Annotated in this window: 16 protein-coding genes and 1 pseudogene; 10 read left to right on the plus strand and 7 right to left on the minus strand. The window is 73.4% G+C overall.

The window, feature by feature from the left end:
* Window positions 1–451: 451 nt before the first annotated feature.
* Window positions 452–1,492 carry an IS110 family transposase gene (locus VG276_26695; protein HEV8652879.1) on the minus strand — a complete coding sequence of 347 codons (1,041 nt, stop codon included), beginning with the start codon at window positions 1,490–1,492 and terminating at the stop codon, window positions 452–454.
* An 87-nt stretch (window positions 1,493–1,579) separates the two neighbouring features.
* Here VG276_26695 and VG276_26700 point away from each other — a divergent pair, with 87 nt between their 5' ends.
* Window positions 1,580–2,206, plus strand: a complete 627-nt coding sequence (locus VG276_26700; protein HEV8652880.1) for a hypothetical protein — start codon at window positions 1,580–1,582, stop codon at window positions 2,204–2,206.
* A gap of 63 nt (window positions 2,207–2,269) precedes the next feature.
* Here VG276_26700 and VG276_26705 read toward each other — a convergent pair whose 3' ends face one another.
* Window positions 2,270–2,929: a hypothetical protein gene (locus VG276_26705; GenBank protein ID HEV8652881.1), complete on the minus strand. Its 660-nt coding sequence runs from the start codon at window positions 2,927–2,929 to the stop codon at window positions 2,270–2,272.
* Between the two features lie 638 nt (window positions 2,930–3,567).
* On the opposite strand from VG276_26705, the gene VG276_26710 reads away from it, so the two are divergent.
* Together VG276_26710 and VG276_26715 are read left to right on the plus strand one after the other, a co-directional pair.
* Window positions 3,568–4,344, plus strand: a complete 777-nt coding sequence (locus tag VG276_26710) for an SDR family NAD(P)-dependent oxidoreductase (protein ID HEV8652882.1) — start codon at window positions 3,568–3,570, stop codon at window positions 4,342–4,344.
* 177 nt (window positions 4,345–4,521) lie between these two features.
* On the plus strand, window positions 4,522–5,178 hold the full coding sequence (locus VG276_26715; GenBank protein HEV8652883.1) for a CoA pyrophosphatase: 657 nt from the start codon (window positions 4,522–4,524) through the stop codon (window positions 5,176–5,178).
* A 248-nt stretch (window positions 5,179–5,426) separates the two neighbouring features.
* Here the strand turns inward: VG276_26715 and mce are convergent, their stop codons facing one another.
* Together mce and VG276_26725 are read right to left on the minus strand one after the other, a co-directional pair.
* Window positions 5,427–5,849: a methylmalonyl-CoA epimerase gene (gene mce / locus VG276_26720; GenBank protein HEV8652884.1), complete on the minus strand. Its 423-nt coding sequence runs from the start codon at window positions 5,847–5,849 to the stop codon at window positions 5,427–5,429.
* Window positions 5,741–6,760 carry a hypothetical protein gene (locus VG276_26725; GenBank protein ID HEV8652885.1) on the minus strand — a complete coding sequence of 340 codons (1,020 nt, stop codon included), beginning with the start codon at window positions 6,758–6,760 and terminating at the stop codon, window positions 5,741–5,743. The genes mce and VG276_26725 overlap by 109 nt, the downstream gene beginning before the upstream one ends.
* Window positions 6,761–7,070: 310 nt before the next feature.
* Here VG276_26725 and VG276_26730 point away from each other — a divergent pair, with 310 nt between their 5' ends.
* The 3 genes from VG276_26730 to VG276_26740 all read left to right on the plus strand — a co-directional run bounded on the left by VG276_26730 (window position 7,071) and on the right by VG276_26740 (window position 10,024).
* Window positions 7,071–8,261 carry an acetyl-CoA C-acyltransferase gene (locus VG276_26730; protein ID HEV8652886.1) on the plus strand — a complete coding sequence of 397 codons (1,191 nt, stop codon included), beginning with the start codon at window positions 7,071–7,073 and terminating at the stop codon, window positions 8,259–8,261.
* Window positions 8,258–9,250: a methylmalonyl Co-A mutase-associated GTPase MeaB gene (meaB, locus tag VG276_26735; GenBank protein HEV8652887.1), complete on the plus strand. Its 993-nt coding sequence runs from the start codon at window positions 8,258–8,260 to the stop codon at window positions 9,248–9,250. The genes VG276_26730 and meaB overlap by 4 nt, the downstream gene beginning before the upstream one ends.
* A 195-nt stretch (window positions 9,251–9,445) precedes the next feature.
* A complete protein-coding gene (locus VG276_26740) occupies window positions 9,446–10,024 on the plus strand; it encodes a hypothetical protein (GenBank protein ID HEV8652888.1) in 579 nt (192 codons plus the stop codon).
* An 84-nt stretch (window positions 10,025–10,108) separates the two neighbouring features.
* On the opposite strand, the gene VG276_26745 is transcribed toward VG276_26740, so the two are convergent.
* Window positions 10,109–12,400: a PAS domain-containing protein gene (locus VG276_26745; GenBank protein ID HEV8652889.1), complete on the minus strand. Its 2,292-nt coding sequence runs from the start codon at window positions 12,398–12,400 to the stop codon at window positions 10,109–10,111.
* A 458-nt stretch (window positions 12,401–12,858) separates the two neighbouring features.
* On the opposite strand from VG276_26745, the pseudogene VG276_26750 reads away from it, so the two are divergent.
* The 3 genes and pseudogenes from VG276_26750 to VG276_26760 all read left to right on the plus strand — a co-directional run bounded on the left by VG276_26750 (window position 12,859) and on the right by VG276_26760 (window position 15,505).
* Window positions 12,859–13,044 (plus strand): annotated as a pseudogene (locus VG276_26750) (winged helix DNA-binding domain-containing protein).
* Window positions 13,045–13,250: 206 nt separating this feature from the next.
* Entirely contained in the window at window positions 13,251–14,930 is a 1,680-nt protein-coding gene (locus VG276_26755) for a methylmalonyl-CoA mutase family protein (GenBank protein HEV8652890.1), read from the plus strand.
* Window positions 14,931–15,256: 326 nt separating this feature from the next.
* Window positions 15,257–15,505, plus strand: a complete 249-nt coding sequence (locus tag VG276_26760; GenBank protein ID HEV8652891.1) for a hypothetical protein — start codon at window positions 15,257–15,259, stop codon at window positions 15,503–15,505.
* Window positions 15,506–15,668: 163 nt separating this feature from the next.
* Here VG276_26760 and VG276_26765 read toward each other — a convergent pair whose 3' ends face one another.
* The gene (locus tag VG276_26765; GenBank protein ID HEV8652892.1) at window positions 15,669–15,968 is read right to left on the minus strand and encodes an isoamylase early set domain-containing protein; all 300 of its coding nucleotides are present in this window, start codon (window positions 15,966–15,968) and stop codon (window positions 15,669–15,671) included.
* Between the two features lie 319 nt (window positions 15,969–16,287).
* On the opposite strand from VG276_26765, the gene VG276_26770 reads away from it, so the two are divergent.
* The gene (locus VG276_26770) at window positions 16,288–17,073 is read left to right on the plus strand and encodes an enoyl-CoA hydratase-related protein (protein ID HEV8652893.1); all 786 of its coding nucleotides are present in this window, start codon (window positions 16,288–16,290) and stop codon (window positions 17,071–17,073) included.
* A 57-nt stretch (window positions 17,074–17,130) separates the two neighbouring features.
* Here the strand turns inward: VG276_26770 and VG276_26775 are convergent, their stop codons facing one another.
* Window positions 17,131–18,168 carry a galactose-1-phosphate uridylyltransferase gene (locus VG276_26775; GenBank protein HEV8652894.1) on the minus strand — a complete coding sequence of 346 codons (1,038 nt, stop codon included), beginning with the start codon at window positions 18,166–18,168 and terminating at the stop codon, window positions 17,131–17,133.
* Window positions 18,169–18,231 lie beyond the last annotated feature (63 nt).

The following is an 18,231-nucleotide window of genomic DNA, read 5'->3' on the forward strand; positions in this document are numbered from 1 at the left end:
TGCCCCTTATCTGTGGCGGGACTCTCGGTCAACGTGTAATCCCGAGGGTGTGCTGCTGTTTGGTTGCTGGCTAGGCACGGCGAACTGAGCCGAGGGTCAAGATGGAGCGCCCGCAGCGCAGCGAGGACGAACGATCTTGACGCCGGCGAGGGTCGTCGCAGGATCGGGCAACAAAGCAGCAGCGTGGGTCACGCCATGGGCATCACGTTTGAGGACTTGGTAGGTTGACGGTGGCAGGGGCGGCATCGCGGCGCGGGTGTCCAGCCTTATCTCGGTGCTCGGACAGCAAGGTCCGGCGACATGATGGGTGATCGGGTTCCCGCACGTGGCGGGTGCGGCCGCTCGTTCTATGGAGGCCGTCCACGACGAGCGTGGCGACAGGAGCATCAGGGAGCCGACCGCACCACATCAGTTGATTTGTGGGCCCGCAGCCCACGATCCGCAGCTACGGTCAGGCGGCCGTTGGGAGCTCGACGGCGACGGGAGCCAGCGCCTGGTCGCCGAGTGCTCGCAGGGTGTGGTAGGCCTCGCGGGCGAGCTTGCGGGCCACCGACAGCGCGGCCCGCTTGCCGCCCAGCCGCTGCTTGACCGCAAGGTAGTAGGCGTGGTCGGGGGAGCCAGGGCGGGCGGCGCACATGGCCGCCTCGTGCAGCGCCCAGCGCAGCACCGGTGAGCCTTGGCGGGCGAGGTGACCGCGGGCGCGTTTGCTGTCGGACTCCGAGATGGTGATGTCCAGGCCGGTGAAGCGGACCGCCTGGCGGGCGTTGGCGAAGCGGCGCACGTCGCCGAACTCGGCCCAGATCGCCACCGCGGTCAGCCAGCCGATCCCGTAGCGGCGCATGAGCGCTTTGCAGCCTGGCTGGGCTCGCGCGATGCGGGCCAGCGCGGTGTCGAACCCGTCGAGTTCGGCGTCGATCTGGTCAATCATCCGTAAGGCCAGGTCGACCGCGCCGCGGGCGACCGTGGGCAGCTCGACGCTGGCCAGCCACGCCCGCCCGTCGGCGGTGAGCAGGTAGCAGCGGTCGGGCAGCCCATGGTGGAACAGCACCGCGTGGATGCGTTGGTACCAGCCGGTTCGCGCACCGATCAGCGCACGGCGCAGCCGGACCTGGGTGCGCGCGTCGGCGATGTGGGCGGGTGGCGGCCATGACTCGGGCAGCGTGCCGGCGCGCAGCAGCTCCCGCAGGTGGCGGGCGTCGGTCCGGTCGGTCTTGGCGCGCCGCTTGGGGCCCCGCAGCGCGTGGGTGTCGGCCGGCTCGGCCAGGTGCGCGCCGATCCCCACGCGCTGGAGCTCCTCGGTGACGAACCGCCAGCCGGTCGTGGCCTCCAACGCGAAGCTGGCCTGCTGTCCGTCGAACTGGTCGAGCCAGGCGCGCAGCTCGAGACGGGTGGCGGGGCTGAGCTGCCCGCGGCGGGTCTCGCCGGTCGTGGTGTCAAGGTAGTCGTAGGTGATCTGGCGGCGGTGGATGTCGAGCCCTCCTACGATGGCCATCGGGACCTCCTCTGGCTCCCGCTGTGCGATCTGATACGGCCAGCGTGCCGCATCTGAGCGGAGGGGGTCCCGCTCACATGCCATCTATTGAGCGTGGAGGCAATTGTCGACGGGGTCCGCGACGACGACTTCGTCGCCGCCCACACCACCGGGCGGCCGTTCTACAGCAGCATCTCCTACCTGCTCGTCTCCATGGAGTGCCTGATCGGCGCCGCCTATACCAAGCGGGTGCAGGCTGCCGGACTTGCCGGAGCGCCGCGGCCGTCGATGGGGCGCATCGACGCGGACTTCGCCGACTGGCGCATCGGTCGCTGCTCGCAGCATGCTCAATTGTGGGTCGACCGGAACTTCGCCCTCGACTACACCCTGAAATCACTGGAGAAGATCCTCGACGGCCATCCCCGTCATGCCGTGTGTGACGCTCGCGTGGTGGTCAAGGACGCCGCCTTCGCCGTCTTGGGGCACATGCTGCGCATCCTCGATGATTTCCCCATCGACCGGCGGCATGCCAACGCCGGATTGCTGGATAGCCGCCTGACCGCGATGATGGACGTCAAGATCAGCCAGCTTCAAGAGCGAATGGACGCGGCCGTTGCGCACGTCACGCCTGCACTCCCTGCCGCCGAGGCTGAGCTGCTGTGCCGCCAGCATCGGCGGTGGGCGGCCATCAGCGGCTGGCGACCGATCAATGCCGCGGACCCGTGCGGCACCTGACGGAGGGTTGTACAGCGCTCCGACACGCCGAGTCGCGTTCTACGCACGACCGATGCGGGGGCTTCAGCCGACCGGATGGGCATGCTCCCGGATCGGCACCCAGTGGAACTCGGGGCAGAAGCGAGCGTAGGTGACCAGCTTCCAGGCGGCGTAGTCGTCTAGCCGGCCCAGCTCGCGTAGCAGGTGCTTGACCCAGGCGTGTGCGATCCGCTCGGGCTCGGTCATTGTGGCGTCGACCTCGTCTAGCATCCGGCAGGCGACGGCGAAGTCCTCTTCGGTCAGCACGCTCAGGTCCACGTCGATGCCGTCGCAGACGAAGGCGAACACGAGCCTCGTGGTCGCGAACCGGGTTCTGCGCTCCCCCTTGAACGCTGCATGCGCCATGAGCGTCTCGACGATCGCCTGCCGCCGATCGGTCGGATAACCGATGCCGAGGTCCAGGTCGCTCGTCTCCAGGTTCAACCGCAGCCCGAATGAGCCCACGTCTCGGGGCACACGTCCGGTCCACGCCTCGATGCTGGCCGCGGCCTGCTGCCGGGTCGCCATGAGCCACGCATCACGTCTGCGCTGCTGAGCGAAGAACGCCGCTGCCTGCTCGTACTCCTGCAATGGAAACTGCGCCGGATCCGCCCATCCCGAAGCCAGGATTGCGTCGAGATCAAGCGAACTCCGGGTCAGATGTCCTTCAGTGCCTGCAGTGTTGGTGTCTGGGTTCTCAGGCATCGGCTGTCCTCGCGGGATCCGCTCGGTCGGCGATCGGTACGGCCACAGAGACAAACCCCTCCCGCGCGCCGCGTCAAGCTCGACGGGAGGATGCTCTGGATCGTCCGGTTCGGCGCCCGGCGGCCCTTCGACAGTTGTTCTTCGCGTTGCGGGTCCGCGTGCACAACCTGGCGTCGCGAGGCCGCTGGATGGTGCCCCTCATGCAGTGGCGCCTGACCGCGCGGATGCAGCGCGACCTTGACGAGCTGCTCCGGACGATCGGCGAGCGGCTGGGCTGCCCCACCTACCGCGTAGGCTTGTTCGTGGTCGCGCCGAGTCGACGACCGGACGCGGGCCGGCATCGGCTGAGCAAGTTCTTGCTGCGCTACGGCTGGGTCTGGCCCGCCCGGCCTGTGGCTGGCGGCGTTTACGAAGCCGTGGCTCCCCGGCGGCGCTTAAGCGGGCTGGCCTGCCGCAGCTGCTGCCGGGTGGTCACACGGCAGGGATGCGGAACGGCTCGGGCGGCCTGCCGTCGTCCCCAGGCGTTTTTGACCAGCACGTCGAGGCGGCCGGCGCCCCGGCTCGCGCCGGTGAGTCGAGGGCGTAGTCTCGTAGCATCGCTCCCGAGGGCGGATCCCGCGCCGCGAAGGAGGCACCGGTTGGCACCACCGGGCGAGCCCCCGGCCGGCTTCGGCCTGGACGGCAGGACCGCGCTGGTCACCGGAGCGAGCCGGGGGATCGGCAGGCACGCGGCGCTCTGCCTGGCCGGGGCCGGGGCGGCGGTGGTGCTGGCCGCCCGGTCCGCCGGCGAGCTGGAGGAGGTCGCCGCCGCCGCCCGGGACGCGGGCGCGCCCCAGGCGGTGGCGGTTCCGACCGACGTGACCGTCGAGGACGCGGTGGAGGCGGCCGTGGGGCGTGCCGTGGAGGCCACCGGGCGGCTCGACGTGCTCGTCAACGTGGCCGGCGGCACCTGGTTCGCCGCGCCCGTCGGGCAGACCAGGACCTCGGGCTGGGACCGGGTCCTGGAGCTCAACCTGCGCTCGGTCTTCCTCACATGCCGGGCCGCGCTCGCCCGCATGGAGGCGGGCGGGTCGATCGTCAACGTGGCCAGCGTCGCCGGGTTCAAGGCCTCGCCCGGCCAGGCCGCCTACGCCACCGCCAAGGCCGGGGTGTTCGCCCTGACCCGGACGCTCGCGGTCGAGGCGGCGCCGAATGGCATCCGGGTCAACTGCCTGGTCCCTGGCTGGGTGCGCACGGAGCTGACCCGGGAACTGTGGTCGGACCCGGGCCGAAGCAGGGCGGTCACCGCGCAGGTGCCGCTCGGGCGCTGGGCCGAGGCGTCGGAGCTCGCCGGGCCGCTCCTGCTGCTCGCGTCGGATGCGGGCAGCTACGTCACCGGCAGCGCCCTGGTCGTGGACGGCGGCCTGCTCGCCTGACGGCGGCGACGGCCTGCGACGCCAGGCCATCGAACCGCCCGATCCTCGCCAGGCCGTCGAACCGCCCGATCCCCCGGCGAGCGGCCCGTTGGATGGTGGGGCGGCCCGGTGGACGGCGGGGCGGCCGGTGGATAGGGGGCGGCCGGTGGATGGCGAGGACACCCGTATGCTTGACTGGTGACGACCGGCTCCTTGCTCGAGCGGGTCGCCCGGCTGCCTTTCGTGGCACCGGGCGATCCGACCGGTGTGCCCGCGGCCGTGCTGCTCGCCCTCTCCCCGGTCGACGGCGCCGACGACCTCGGGCTTGTCCTGGTGCGCCGACCCGAGCACATGCGCACCCATGCCGGCCAGGTCGGCCTGCCCGGCGGCGCCGTCGACCCGGCCGACGAGGACGGTGTCGCGGCCGCCCTGCGCGAGGCCGAGGAGGAGATCGGCCTGGACCCGGCCGCCGTGCGCGTCCTCGGCAGCCTGGACCGCGCCTACGTCTCGGTGTCGAACTTCGACGTGCTGCCGGTGGTGGGCCTGTGGGACGGCCGGGCGCCGCTGCATCCCAACCCGGACGAGGTGGCGGCGATCCTCCGCCCCACCCTCCGGCAGCTCGCCGACCCCGCCAACCACGAGCTGGTCCCGATCGGGCGCCTGCTGCCGCCCGCAGCGGTCCGCGCCCGGGGCGTGCCGCCCGGCCTGGTCAGCCCGGTGTTCTGGGTGGACGGCGTGGCGGTGTGGGGGTTCACGGCCGGGCTGCTCTCGGCGTTCCTGCGCTCGCTCGGCCTGACCACGCCGCCGGTGCCGCGGAACTGGGAGCGCCCACCCGTGGCCCGGCCGCCCCGCTGAAACGAAGTGCTCCTTGATTTCCCTTGCACCATTATGGATTTGAGACCTTGCAGGCGATGACAACGCCCCGACGCATCTAGTACGCTCGGCTCGTCGTGGCATCCGGGAGGAGCCCAACCGGGTAGCCCGCAGGCGCGAGGGGGGCAGGGGAGGACCGGCCCCTGCCCCCCTCGCTTTCTTCACGCCAAGGTGTTTCCCGCCCGGGAGCGACGCAGGCGCGCCGGCAACGGAGCCGGGAATACCCGGGCTCACTTCCCGCGGTGGCCGCTGCCCTCCTCGACCAGCTCGATCAGCACCCCTCTGGTGCTCTTAGGGTGCACGAACGCGATCGTGGTGCCGCCTGAGCCGATCCGTGGGGCCGCGTCGACGACCTCGAGCCCCGCGGCCGACAGGTCGTCGATGGCGCGGGCGACGTCCGGGACCGCGTAGCCGACGTGGTGCACCCCCTCGCCCCGCCTGGCCAGGAACCGCCCGACCGGCGTGTCAGGCCCGAGCGGGGCCACGAGCTGGAGCCAGCCGTCGCCGAGCCGGAACAGCAGCTCGTGGACGCCCTGGTCCTCGATCACCTCCTCGTGTGCCACCTCGAGCCCGAAGGCGCGCTCATAGAGCGCACGCGAGGTGTCCAGGTCGGTGACGGCGATGCCGACGTGATCGAGGCGTCCAAGCTGCACGGAAAGGTCCCTTCGTCGCTTCGGCCCGGCTCCGGGGTCAGGTCCCAGGTTCCAGGGAGGTGGGTTGCGGTCCTCGGGGGAGGTGGGCTGCGGTCCTCGGGGGAGGTGGGCTGCGGTCTCCCGGGGAGGTGGGCTGCGGTCTCCCGGGGAGGTGGGCTGCGGTCTTCCGGCGGAGGCGAGTTGCGGTCGTCGAGGTCGAGACTCCAGTTCTCGGCCATGTGGTCCAGTTCCCAGCCGGCGGCGGCAGCGGCCCGGTCGCCCTGGCCGCCCGTCTCGGTCGAGAGCCAGAGCGGGCGGCTCGCCGTTACGGCCCCCCGGGCCAGCTCGAGCATGCGCCGGCCGAGCCCGCGCCCCTGCGCCGAGGCGGTCACGCCGAAGTGCATGAGCTGGGTGGTCGGGCCGGAGTCGAACAGCACCAGTACCCCGGCGCCGTCAGCGGTCCGCCACGGGCGGCTGCGTCCGTCGGTGAACCGGCGCCGGAACGCCTCCTCCCGGCCCTCGGTCTCGTGCTGCTCGCCCCAGGCCGCCTTCCAGGTGCCGAGGAAGGCGCCGAAGTCGCCCGGGCCGAGCGGGAGCAGGCCCGGCGTGCCCGCCCCGGTGCCGGTGGTGCGCCGGACGGCGTCCTCCCATTCCAGCCGGAAGCCGAGCCGCTCGACCTCCTGCCGAAGGCCGGCGTGCGAGGAGGGCGAGACCAGGACGTGGACGTAGTCCCGGCCCGCGGTCCGGAAGGCTCGGGCCGCGCCGCCCAGGTCGAGCCGCCGGCGTACGCCGAAGGCGTAGTTGTAGGCCGGGAACGGGTCGAGCGGGCTGGTGACCACCTTGCCCGACTCGAGCTGGACCACGCGTCCGCCGCCGATCGTGGACAGGTTCAGGTGGTTCTGCTCGCAGGCGTGCACGAACCCGAGGCTCATGGAGCCGGGCTCCTCGCCCACCCGCGCGGGAGCGAGGCCGGGCGCGGCGGCTCGCGTGTCGTCTCGGTCATACGGCACCAGCGTAGACCGTCCTCCCAATGGGCACGACTGGGCGGCGGTGGGACCGAGGGGCACGGCTGGCGTGGCGGTGGAACCGATGAGCACGGCTGGCGTGGCGGTGGAACCGATGGGCACGACCGGGGCGGCGGTAGACTCGGGACAGTCGAGGGCCCCGCGGCGAGCGCGCGCGTGGCGACCCCGGGACCCGGAACCCGGGCCCGGCCAAGCGAGAACGAGCATGGGGGATCAGATGTTCGACCACACCGAGCCCGTCATCGTCGCCGGCGCCCGTACCCCGATCGGCCGGTTCGGCGGCGCGCTGTCGTCGTTCGCCGCCGCCGACCTCGGCGGCCTCGCGATCGCGGCGGCTCTCGCCCGGGCCGGCGTCGCGCCCGACGCCGTCGAGCACGTCGTCATGGGTCACGTGCTCCAGGCCGGGCAGGGCCAGATCACGGCCAGGCAGGCCGCGGTCAAGGCGGGGATCCCGATGACGGTGCCGGCGCTCACCGTCAACAAGGTCTGCCTGTCCGGCCTCAACGCCATCGCAACTGCCGCCCAGTACGTCGAGCTCGGCCAAGCCGGCCTGCTCGTGGCCGGGGGCATGGAGTCGATGACGGGCGCCCCCTACCTCGTGCCCAAGGCACGCCTGGGCGCCCGCATGGGCGACGCCGAGCTGGTCGACGCGATGATCCACGACGGGTTGTGGGACGCCTTCGACGACGCCCACATGGGCGGGCTGTCCGACAGGGTCAACGCGCGCCTCGGCATCGGCCGGGCGGAGCAGGACGAGTGGGCCGCCCGCTCCCACGAGCGGGCCGCGGCCGCCGCCAAGGGCGCCCTCCGCGAGGAGATCGAGCCGGTGCCAGTGCCCCAGCGCAAGGGCGACCCCGTGCTCGTCGAGCAGGACGAGGGGATCCGCCCCGGGACGACCGCGGAGGCGCTGGGAAGGCTGAAGCCGGCGTTCGCTCCGGAGGGCACCATCACCGCGGGCAACGCCTCGCAGCTCTCCGACGGCGCGGCCGCGGTGGTGGTCACCTCCCGGGAGCGGGCGCGGGCCGAGGGACTGCCCGTGCTGGCCCGGATCGTCGGCTACGGCACGGTGGCCGGGCCGGACAACTCGCTGCACTCGCAGCCGTCCCGGGCCATCCGGGACGCCCTGCGGCGGAGCGGTCTGAACGTGGCCGACCTCGACCTCCTCGAGATCAACGAGGCGTTCGCCGCGGTCGCGCTGCGCTCCACCCGGGAGCTCGAGGTGGCCGAGGCGGTCGTCAACGTCAACGGCGGCGCGGTCGCGCTCGGTCACCCGATCGGCGCCAGCGGCGCCCGGCTCGTGCTGACCCTCGCCCTTGAGCTGCGACGGCGGGGCGGCGGGACGGGTGCCGCCGCCCTGTGCGGCGGCGGTGGCCAGGGCGACGCCCTGCTCGTCCAGGTCGACGGGTGAGCGTCGGGGTCGGCAGTCCGGTCGCGGCCCGGCCCGGCCGTGACGTCGGGTCGCTCGTGGAGCGGCTGCGGAGCGGGGACCGGCGAGCCGTGGCCCGGCTGATCTCCCTGGTCGAGGACGGCGCCCGGGACCAGCTCCGGGAGGTGGCCGAGGCCCTCAACCCCTCGACCGGCCGGGCCATGGTGCTCGGGCTCACCGGTTCGCCCGGGGTGGGCAAGTCCACCCTGGCCAACGCCCTGGTGGCCGCCTACCGGGCCGCCGGGCGCACTGTCGGCGTGCTTGCCGTCGACCCGTCGTCGCCGTTCACCGGCGGTGCCCTGCTCGGCGACCGGGTGCGGATGCAGCATCACGCACTCGACCAGGGGGTCTACATCCGCTCGATGGCGACGAGGGGGCACCTGGGCGGCCTCGCCTGGGCCACGCCCCAGGCGGTCCGGGTCCTGGACGCCGCAGGCTGCGAGGTCGTGCTGGTCGAGACCGTGGGGGTGGGCCAGGCCGAGGTGGAAGTGGCCGGACTGGCCGACACGACCCTGGTCGTCCTCGCTCCCGGGTTCGGCGACGCGGTCCAGGTCGCCAAGGCCGGCATCCTCGAGGTGGCCGACGTCTTCGTGGTCAACAAGGCCGACAAGGACGGGGCCGACACGGTCGCCCGTGACCTGCGCCAGATGCTCCACCTGGGCGAGGCCAGGCCGTGGCAGGTGCCGGTCGTGCGCACGGCGGCCGAGCGCCGCTCGGGCGTGGACGAGCTGGTCGAGCGCATCGCCGCCCACCGGGCCCACCTGGAGGAGAGCGGCGAGCTGGCTGAGCGGCGACGGCGCCGGGCCGCCCGCGAGGTCGAGGAGCTGGCCCTGGCCGACCTGCGGGAGGAGCTGGGCGAGCTGGGCCGCGGCGAGGCCCTCGACAAGCTGGCCGAGCAGGTGGCCAGCGGCGAGCTGGGGCCGTACTCGGCCGCCGACCAGCTCCTGGCACGGGTCCGCGGCGAGTCGTAGCTGAACGGCCGAGTCGTAGCTGAACGGCCAAGCTGTAGCTGAACGGCCCAAGCCGTAGCCGAACGGCCGTCGCCGTGCACCAAGGCATGCCCGTCGTACGGTAGGCTACGCCCTCGCCCGGTTCCCAGCGTCGCTGGCGTCCCCCGTCTCGCTGCCGCGTCGCGCCCCCCGTCCCCGGGCGTTGGAGCTCGCAGCATGAGCAGACGTGCCATCCTCATCGTGGCCCTCCTGACGGTGCTCACGATGGCAGGGGGCGTGGCCGGCGGCATCCTCCTCGCGCGGGTCGACGCCGGCCGCCGGGAGGCCGGTCGGGCCGCCCCCGCGACCACGCAGGCGGCCTCGCCCACGGTCCCGACCGTGCCGGAGACGAGCGTCCCGACGACCACGCTGCCCGCAACCACGGCAGCCCCGCAGACCACGGCCGCGACCGCGAGCCCGGCCCCGCCGCCCGCCGTGGCCGCCAGCGCCAACCCGGCGCCCCCACCGCCAACCCCGGTCGGCCCGCCCAGGCTCACCGCCAGGGTGGCCATCCGGCTCGCCGACGGGCTCGTCATCCGGCTCGACGCGTCGCAGCCCCTGACCCAGGCGGTCCTCCGCTTCGGCACCGGGGGGAGGCTCGACCGGAGCCTCAGGATCCTTGGGACCGTCCGCCACGGCACGATCACGTTTCCTCTCTCCGACGACCAGATCGTCACCATGCAGGTGAGCGGTCGCACCTCGAGCGGGGTCGTGGTGCGCAGCAACGTGTTCAAGGGGCAGCGCCTGCGCTCCTGAGCGGCGCTTGGCTGGGCTCCTGAGCGGTGGTTGGCTGGGGGCGGTTGGCTGGGCTCCTGAGCGGCGGATGGCGCCGGACCAGCTTCAGGAGCGGTCGGGGCGGGCGGTGGGGGGCAGGGCGCGCCCGGGACGGCGTTCGAGCTGCCTGCCCGTCCGAGCGCTGGCCGGAGCGGGTGCGGCTGGTCGGCCCGGGGCGTCCCGTACCGCGAGGACCAGCGTCCGCGTGCCCTCGTCGGCCGAAGGCTCGCCGTCCTCGCCGGGACCGGGCCGGCGCCCGTCCAGGCTCGCGTCCCTGGCGCCTTCGATGTTCCTGCTGCCATCGGGGGGCCTGAAGCTCTTGGCGTCCGGGTCCCGGTTGGGGACCACGGTCACTGTCATGGGCTCCCGGCCGGCGTCCGCCGCGTCGGCGGCCACGGTGGCTTGCCCCTCGGGCTCGGCCGGGTCCAGCAGCTCGGCCGGGGCGTCACCGGTGGCGGGCGCGCCCAGACCGGGCAGGGTACCGGTGTCCAGGACCTGCTCGAGGGTCTGCTTGACCGGGGCCAGGGCGGTCACCGGCCGGCCGCTGTCGAGCTGCTCCTCGAGGATCTCGAGGTGCCGGAGCCAGGCCGCCAGGGTCTGGGCGGCGTCGGCCCGCAGGGCGCTGTCCAGGTCGCGCCACTGGGCGTCCCTGGCGTCGAGCTGGGCCAGGAGGTCGTCGCAGATCGCCTCGGCCCTCACCCGGTCGGTCACGTCGCTGAGCAGCCCGATCACGTGCTTGACCCTGCCGTTGCGGCCCACCACGGGCCGGAAGTGAGTCTCCAGCACGGTGTCGCCGAGCGTGGTGCTCGACGAGACCGCGCTGCCGGCGGCGGCCTGGCACAGGTCGCCGACGAGCTGGTCGTTGCCCTCGAAGGCATGGAACAGCGACCGCCCCTGAGTCGGCCGGGACGGCCCGAGCCGCTCCAGCGCCCGGCCCCGGGCCCGGAGGCAGGTGCCGTCCACCCCCGCGACCACCAGCGCAATCGGCACGTTGGCCATGACCGCGCTGAGGTGGAGCCGGTGCTCGTCGAGCTGCTCCTCGGAACGAGCCAGCCTCGAGGCGGTGCGCTGCTCCTGACTCACGTCCCTGGTGATGGCCGACACCGCCTCGGCGCGGCCGTCGGCGGCGAGATGCGCCACGGCCACGTGCTCGAGGGGGACCCGGTGGCCATAGGCCGCAGCCATGGTCGTCGCCCCCTGCCACAGGTCGGGCCCGAGGTCGGCCTGGGCTGCCAGCCTGGCCGCGAGCTGGGGGAGCAGGTCGCGCAGGAGCCGGCCGGTCACCGGCGCATCCTCGGCCAGGTGGAGCAGGCGGCGTCCAGCCACATTGAGGTAGAGCAGGCGGCCGGCCCGGTCCACGGTGGCCACGCAGTCCGGGGCCGCGTCGAGGATTGCCGAGAGCTGGCGCTGCCGGTGCTGCGAGGTGGCGCGCTCGCCGGCCAGCGCACCGATGTAGAGGCTGGAGACGGCGGCGACCATCATGAAGGACTCGAGCTGGGTGAGCGCCGCCTCGGCTGGCCGGCGCAGCTCCAGCACGGCGACCGCGAGCGCGCTGACGGCGGCCGTCCCGGCCGCCGCGCCGGGAACGCCCCGCCGGGCCGCGACCCAGATGAGGGGGACGAAGCAGACGTAGAGCTGCGGCGGGCGCTGCGCGGCGGGGACGAGCAGGGCGAGCAACGAGGTGGCCATGACCGCCAGCGCCTGGGCGGCGGTCTCCGACCGGCGGAGCCTCGGACGCCAGACCGCCTTGGCGGGCGCTGGCGGGTGGACGCGGTCGGCCAGCAGGACCATGAGGATCGGGGCCACTGCGACCACGCCGATGGCGTCAGCCATCCACCAGCCGCGGATGGCCGCGGACGCGGCCGGCCAGGCCATGTCGCCGGTCACGACCGTCAGCGCGGCCCGCACCGCCGCCGCGGCCAGCGGAGCCGCACCGACTGCCACGAGCAGGAACCAGCCGACGTCGCGGGGCCGCCGCAGGGCCGGGTCGAGCCGGAGGGGGCGGGACAGCACGGCCGCCGCCCCCGTCCAGACCAGCGCGGCAGCGACCGCGCCGAGCGCCAGCTCCGCGAGCACCGTCGGAGTCGCAGCGACGGCCGAGAGCGCCAGCTCCGGGAGCGCCGTCGGAGTCACGGCGGGGACCAGGTCTGCGGCGGGAACCAGGTCTGCGGCGGAGACCAGGGCCGCGGCGGCCAGCCCGGCCAGCAACGGCAGCGCCGTCCAGCGAAGGCCGAGCAGCACGAGCAGGGCGACGGTCAGACCGGGCAGTACCGACCAGGCCGGCCCTCCGAGCGCGCGGCTGCCGAGCGCGGCGGCCAGGTACAGCAGGACGTAGGCGAGCGCCACCGCCGCCGCCACCGCACCGCGTCGACGCGGTGCCTTCTCCTCCGGCACTGTCACGCGTCGACGCGGTGCCTCGTCCGTGGCCGCCGGCGCGGCACCGCGTCGATGCGGTGCCTCCTCCGCCGTGGTCGCCGGGCGTGCCCGCCACCGGCTGAGCCGGCCGGTCAGATGCATCCCGCTGCCTCCTCCTTGGTGCGGTCGCCGCGATCGCCTCGCAGGCGGTCAGGCCATCCTAACTGGTTCAAGGCGTTCAAGTGTTTAGATCGACTTGTGATTTTCAGCCTCCCATGAGGTCGGCTCGCCGCCGACCTGAGCCTGGTCGGCGTCCCGACTGCCGAGGACCACGCCGGCTGGCCGGGCATGTGAGGGCCGCTACCATCAGGCCGGACGAGAGCCCGAGCGGTCGCAGCCCTGGGCGGCCTCCTGGATATCCGGATGGAAGGACGACGATGGCAGGTGCAGTGAGGCGGGTCGGCCGGATCGTCGGCGGCTGGGCCCAGCGGAAGGATGGCGAGGTCGCGTTCCGGCTGCTCGAGGACGTGGGCGTCGACGCGGTCGCGGCGGTTGAGGCGGAGGCCGAACGGCTGCGCGCGTGGCTCGGGGAGGTCCGGGTGACGCCACGCTTCCGGACGCCGCTCGAGCGCGAGCTGACCGCCTGACCGGGTGGGGCGGGGTGGGGATTGGCTGGCAGGACCTGGCCGGGGTGGCGGTCATCCGGCCAGGTCCGCCTGGTATGGAGAGCACCGAGCGCGCGGCCAGATACAAGGGCGCGGCCAGATACAAGGGCGCGGCCAGATCCATGTGGTGGGCACCCGGGCTACCCTGGATCCCGGCACGGCGCCCGGGTGCCACGAGGGAGGACCTGATGAGCGAGAAGGACACGAGCCGGCTCGATGACCTGCGAGCCCGCTGGCAGGAGCGGTACGCCGCCGCGGGCGAACGCGAAGCCGACTTCACCAGCCTGTCCGGCGAGCAGCAGGCGCCCCTGTACACCTCGCTGGACCACCCGGACCGGGACGAGGCCGCCACGATCGGCGTCCCCGGCCAGTACCCCTACACCCGGGGCGTCTACCCGACCATGTACCGGGGCCGGCTCTGGACGATCCGGCAGTTCTCCGGCTTCGGCAACGCCCGGGAGACCAACGCCCGCTACCGCTACCTGATCGCCCAGGGCGGGGGCGGCCTGTCGGTCGCCTTCGACATGCCGACGCTGATGGGCCGCGACTCCGACGACCCGCGCTCTGTGGGGGAGGTAGGCCACTGCGGGGTGGCGATCGACTCGGTGGCCGACATGGAGGTCCTGTTCGACGGGCTGCCCCTCGACCAGCTCACCACCTCGATGACGATCTCCGGGCCGGCGCCGATGCTGTTCGCGATGTACCTGGTCGCAGCCGAGCGCCAGGGGGCGGCGGTCGCCAAGCTCGACGGCACCCTGCAGACCGACATCTTCAAGGAGTACATCGCCCAGAAGGAGTGGCTGTTCCCGCCCGAGCCGCACCTGCGTCTCATCGGCGACCTGCTCGAGTTCTGCGCCGCCGAGGTGCCCAAGTACCACCCGATCTCGGTCTCGGGCTACCACATCCGCGAGGCGGGCTCGACCGCCGCCCAGGAGCTGGCCTTCACCCTCGCCGACGGCTTCGCCTACCTCGAGCTGGCCAAGCGCCGCGGGCTGGACGTGGACACCGTCGCCCGGCAGCTCTCGTTCTTCTTCGACGCCCACATCGACTTCTTCGAGGAGGTCGGCAAGTTCCGGGCCGCCCGCCGCATCTGGGCTCGCTGGCTCCGCGACCGCTACGGCGTCACCGACGAGCGGGCGCTGCAGCTCAAGTTCCACACCCAGACCGCCGGGGTGTCGCTGACCGCCCAGCAGCCCGACAACAACGTCGTGCGAACCGCGCTCGAGGCGCTCTCGGCGGTGTTCGGAGGCACCCAGTCGCTGCACACCAACGCGCTCGACGAGGTCTTCGCGCTGCCCACCGAGCGGGCCGCCGCCATCGCGCTTCGCACCCAGCAGGTGATCGCCGAGGAGACCGGGGCGGCGAGCGTGATCGACCCGCTCGGCGGCTCCTGGTACGTCGAGCACATGACCGACCTCATGGAGCAGCGCTCCGAGGAGATCTTCGACCGGATCGACCGGTTCGGCGACGGCTCGATGCTCGACGGCGTGCTGGCCGGCATCGACCAGGGCTGGTTCCAGCAGCAGATGGCCGACGCCGCCTTCGCCTACCAGCAGCAGCTGGAGAAGGGCGAGAAGGTCATCGTCGGGGTGAACCGGCACGTTACCGACGACGACCAGCCGCTCGAGATCCTGCGCATCTCGGCCGAGGTCGAGCGCGAGCAGAACGCCCAGCTGGCCAGGCGCCGGTCCGCGCGCGACCCGGCCGCCGTGGACGCCGCCCTCGACCAGCTCAGGACCGCGGCGACCGGGGACGAGAACCTGATCCCACGGCTGGTCGAGGGCGCCCGGGCCGAGGTGACCGTCGGTGAGATGACCGAGGCCCTCAGGCAGGTCTGGGGCGACTACACCGAGCCGCCCCGGTTCTGACCCTGCCGGCATACCAAGCCGCCCCGGTTCCGACCTTGCCGGCATACCGAGCCGCCCCGGTTCGACCTGCCGGCATACCGGGCAGGCTTTCGGGCAGACCGCAGCGTCGCCAGACCACGGCCGAGCCGTCGTCGCCGCCCGGCCGATGATGGGCGACCAGGCCCGGCCGGGCGCGCAGGGCAGCGAGTCCTGCGAGCACGCGGCCGAGCGCTGTGGCGGTCCCTTCCGTGGACCGGCCATGGTTAGTGCAGTCGCTGCTCCGGGAAGGCAGACTGCTCGTCGGACCCGTACGGCAAGCCCGCACGGTGAGAGGAGAGGAACCTACGATGAGGCGAAGCATGAAGCGGCGCATCGGCCAGCTGGCGATCCTCGTGGTCGGGATACCGGTCGCAGCCTGGGCGCTCGAGGAGGCGGCCAGGCGCACGGAGGCCAAGAAGGGCCCGTCGGCCACGAGCCGCCGGCTCCGGCAGGGAGCCGAGTGGCTGGGCCACCTCGGCCAGGGACCGCTGGCCACCCGGCTGCGCCGCAGCCGGGCCGCCACCACCGTCACCCGGACCGGCGGCCCGCGGCCCTGAACGCGGACACGCCTGTATGGCGCTGCAGGGTGCCCGTGCGGGATGTGCTGCAGGGTGCCCGTGCGGGATGTGCTGCAGGGAGCCCGTGTGGGATGTGCTGCGGGGAGCCCGTGTGGGGTGCAGCAGGGAGGGCCCGGCCCGCCCCCTCCGCGAGCGACCAGCCTCAGGTGTTGACGATGCCGTTGATGCCGCCGACGCCGTTGGGCTCGAACCCGTGGGCCTGCTCGTCGTCGAGCCACTGGCCGTCCTCGCCCAGGTAGCGGAAGGCGTACCTGCGGCCGGCCGGCAGCGACACCGACACGCTGCGGGTGCCGTTGCTGCGCTTGCGCAGCGGGTGGGCGCCCGGGTCCCAGCCGTTGAAGTCGCCGACCACCGACACCTTGCCTGGCATGGACTCGCTGGGAAGGATGAACTGGACCTTGACGTCGTCCTTGCTGCCCTTGGTGGGGACCTGCTTGATCAATGCTGGCTCCTCGAGCGATGCGCTGCCTGTGGCGTGAATCGACCGAGCTACTCCGGACGGCCCCACGCTGTGACCGCCCGGCAACCCGGCCGGGGACAGTTTAACCAGAACCGGCCGTTTCCCGCCGCAACTCTCGCAGCGGCGAGACCAGCCGCCCATACGATCGGGTGGGATGCCAGGCGACTTGAGGGCCGCCCAGGGATCCCGGTGCGGATAGCCACCACGATTCGGCGAGAGTGTCCCGGCCTTCAGTTCAGGCGGGAGAGGATGTCAAAATCCGGCCCGTTCGTGCCCCTTTGATCGGACGCGGGAGGACGCGGTGGGCGAGTTCGTGCGGCTCGAGGTCGACGAGGACAGCCGGGTGGGGACGATCCGCCTCGACCGGCCTCCGGTGAATGCCCTGAACAGCCAGGTCCAGGAGGAGCTGGGGGAGGCGGCCGGGCAGGCGTCGGCCGACGAGCGGGTCGGCGCCGTGGTCCTCTGGGGCGGGGAGAAGGTGTTCGCCGCCGGTGCCGACATCAAGGAGATGGCGGGCCGCAGCTTCGCGGAGATCTCCGCCCGCACCGCCGAGCTGCAGGGCGCGTTCACGGCGCTCGCGCGCATCCCCAAGGTCGTGATCGCCGCGGTCAACGGCTACGCGCTGGGCGGAGGCTGCGAGCTGGCCCTGACCGCCGACTTCCGCTTCGCAGGCGAGAGCGCTCAGTTCGGCCAGCCCGAGATCCTGCTCGGCATCATCCCGGGCGGCGGCGGCACCCAGCGGCTGCCCCGCCTGGTCGGTCCGGCCCGCGCCAAGGCGATGGTCTACTCGGGGCGGTTCTGGTCGGCGGCCGACAGCCACGCGATCGGGCTGGTCGACGAGGTCCACCCGGACGACCAGGTCTACGCGAAGGCGGTGGAGGCAGCGGCCCGCTACGCCAAGGGCCCGGGGGTGGCGCTGCGCGCGGCCAAGCAGGCGATCGACGGCGGGCTGGACGTCGGCATCGACGCCGGGCTACTGCTCGAGCGGCACGCGTTCCAGGCGCTGTTCGCGACCGAGGACGCGCAGGAGGGCCTGGCCTCGTTCGCGGCCAAGGGACCGGGCAAGGCAGCCTTCAAGAGCCGCTGAGCGGGGTCTGGGGGCTTCGAGCAGCGAAGCGGCGGCCCCCGGATCTCCTGACCGCGCTCAGCCCGAGCGTAGGGCCGCGGCGGCCTGGTCGGGGTCGACGACGTTGATGACGATGCCGGTGGCCAGCTCGAAGCCGCCGTAGGTGGTGAGCCGCGGCAGCAGGTGCAGGTGCCAGTGGAAGTCGTCGGTCCCGGGCGGTGCCGAGTGCAGCACCAGGTTGTAGGGGGCCCGGGCGCCCACGGCGGCGTCGAGCCCGCGCAGCAGGCCGCCGAGGGCGCGGGCGAGCGCGAGGTCGCCGGGACCCGGGTCGTGGAGGCGGGGCAGGTGCTGGTCGGGCAGGATCAGCGCCTCGAACGGCGAGGCAGAGGCCCACGGGCAGAGCGTCACCAGGCCGGCCGCGTCGGCCACGATCCGCTCGCCGCCGCGCTCCTTGTTGAGGATCGCGCAGGCGGCGCAGTCGACCCGGCCAAGCCGCTCCAGCTCGGCCTGGACGAGCGCAGGCCGGGCGACGGTCGCGAACATCTGGCTGTGCGGGTGCTCCAGGGAGGCGCCGGACAGCCGGCCCTGGTTCACGATCACGACGGCGGCGCCCAGCTCCTCGTCGTGCCGGGCCGCCAGCCGCAGCCGCCAGGCCAAGGTCACCCGGGCCGCGTCGGACTCGTCCAGGTCGGCCAGGGTGGCGTCGTGGTCGGGGTTGTGGATGATCACCTCGTGGGCGCCCGCGGTCGGCGCGGCCCGGTACAGCCCGCCCGGTCCGCCCCAGGCCTCGGGCGGTGCTCCGGCCAGCCCGGCGAAGGCGGGGAACTTGTTCGGCACCACCCGCACCCGCCAGCCCGGGCCGTCGGCGGCGCCGTCCTTCAGCCGCCCACGCCGACCCTCTGGAGGTGCTGCGATGCCGGCGGCCACGGCGCCGTCCCGGTCGGCCCACACCTCGGGCGGGGTCATGTGCTCGTTGCCTGGGCAGAACGGGCAGCCCAGCGGCCCTCGGCGCGGGCCCTCCTCGCGGAGGAACGCCTCGGGCCTGGCCGCCCGACCGGCGGTGATCGCGGCCCAGCGCCCGCTAAGCGGGTCCTGGCGCAGCTCCCCAGGCGCCATCGGGAGTGCGGGAGGGATGGGATCGGCACCGGGGGACCAGTGCCACCGCGGCGGGGATTGGCT

The organism is Actinomycetes bacterium (genome assembly GCA_036000965.1).
Taxonomy (GTDB): Bacteria; Actinomycetota; CALGFH01; order CALGFH01; family CALGFH01; genus DASYUT01.

What these genes read in the sequence shown, in the direction of transcription:
- VG276_26705 (HEV8652881.1), bottom strand. Translation starts at nt 2,929, where the DNA reads ATGCCTGAGAACCCAGACACCAACACTGCAGGCACTGAAGGACATCTG.
- VG276_26695 (HEV8652879.1), bottom strand. Translation starts at nt 1,492, where the DNA reads ATGGCCATCGTAGGAGGGCTCGACATCCACCGCCGCCAGATCACCTAC.
- VG276_26740 (HEV8652888.1), top strand. Translation starts at nt 9,446, where the DNA reads ATGAGCAGACGTGCCATCCTCATCGTGGCCCTCCTGACGGTGCTCACG.
- VG276_26760 (HEV8652891.1), top strand. Translation starts at nt 15,257, where the DNA reads ATGAGGCGAAGCATGAAGCGGCGCATCGGCCAGCTGGCGATCCTCGTG.
- VG276_26730 (HEV8652886.1), top strand. Translation starts at nt 7,071, where the DNA reads ATGTTCGACCACACCGAGCCCGTCATCGTCGCCGGCGCCCGTACCCCG.
- VG276_26725 (HEV8652885.1), bottom strand. Translation starts at nt 6,760, where the DNA reads ATGAGCCTCGGGTTCGTGCACGCCTGCGAGCAGAACCACCTGAACCTG.
- VG276_26775 (HEV8652894.1), bottom strand. Translation starts at nt 18,168, where the DNA reads ATGGCGCCTGGGGAGCTGCGCCAGGACCCGCTTAGCGGGCGCTGGGCC.
- VG276_26755 (HEV8652890.1), top strand. Translation starts at nt 13,251, where the DNA reads ATGAGCGAGAAGGACACGAGCCGGCTCGATGACCTGCGAGCCCGCTGG.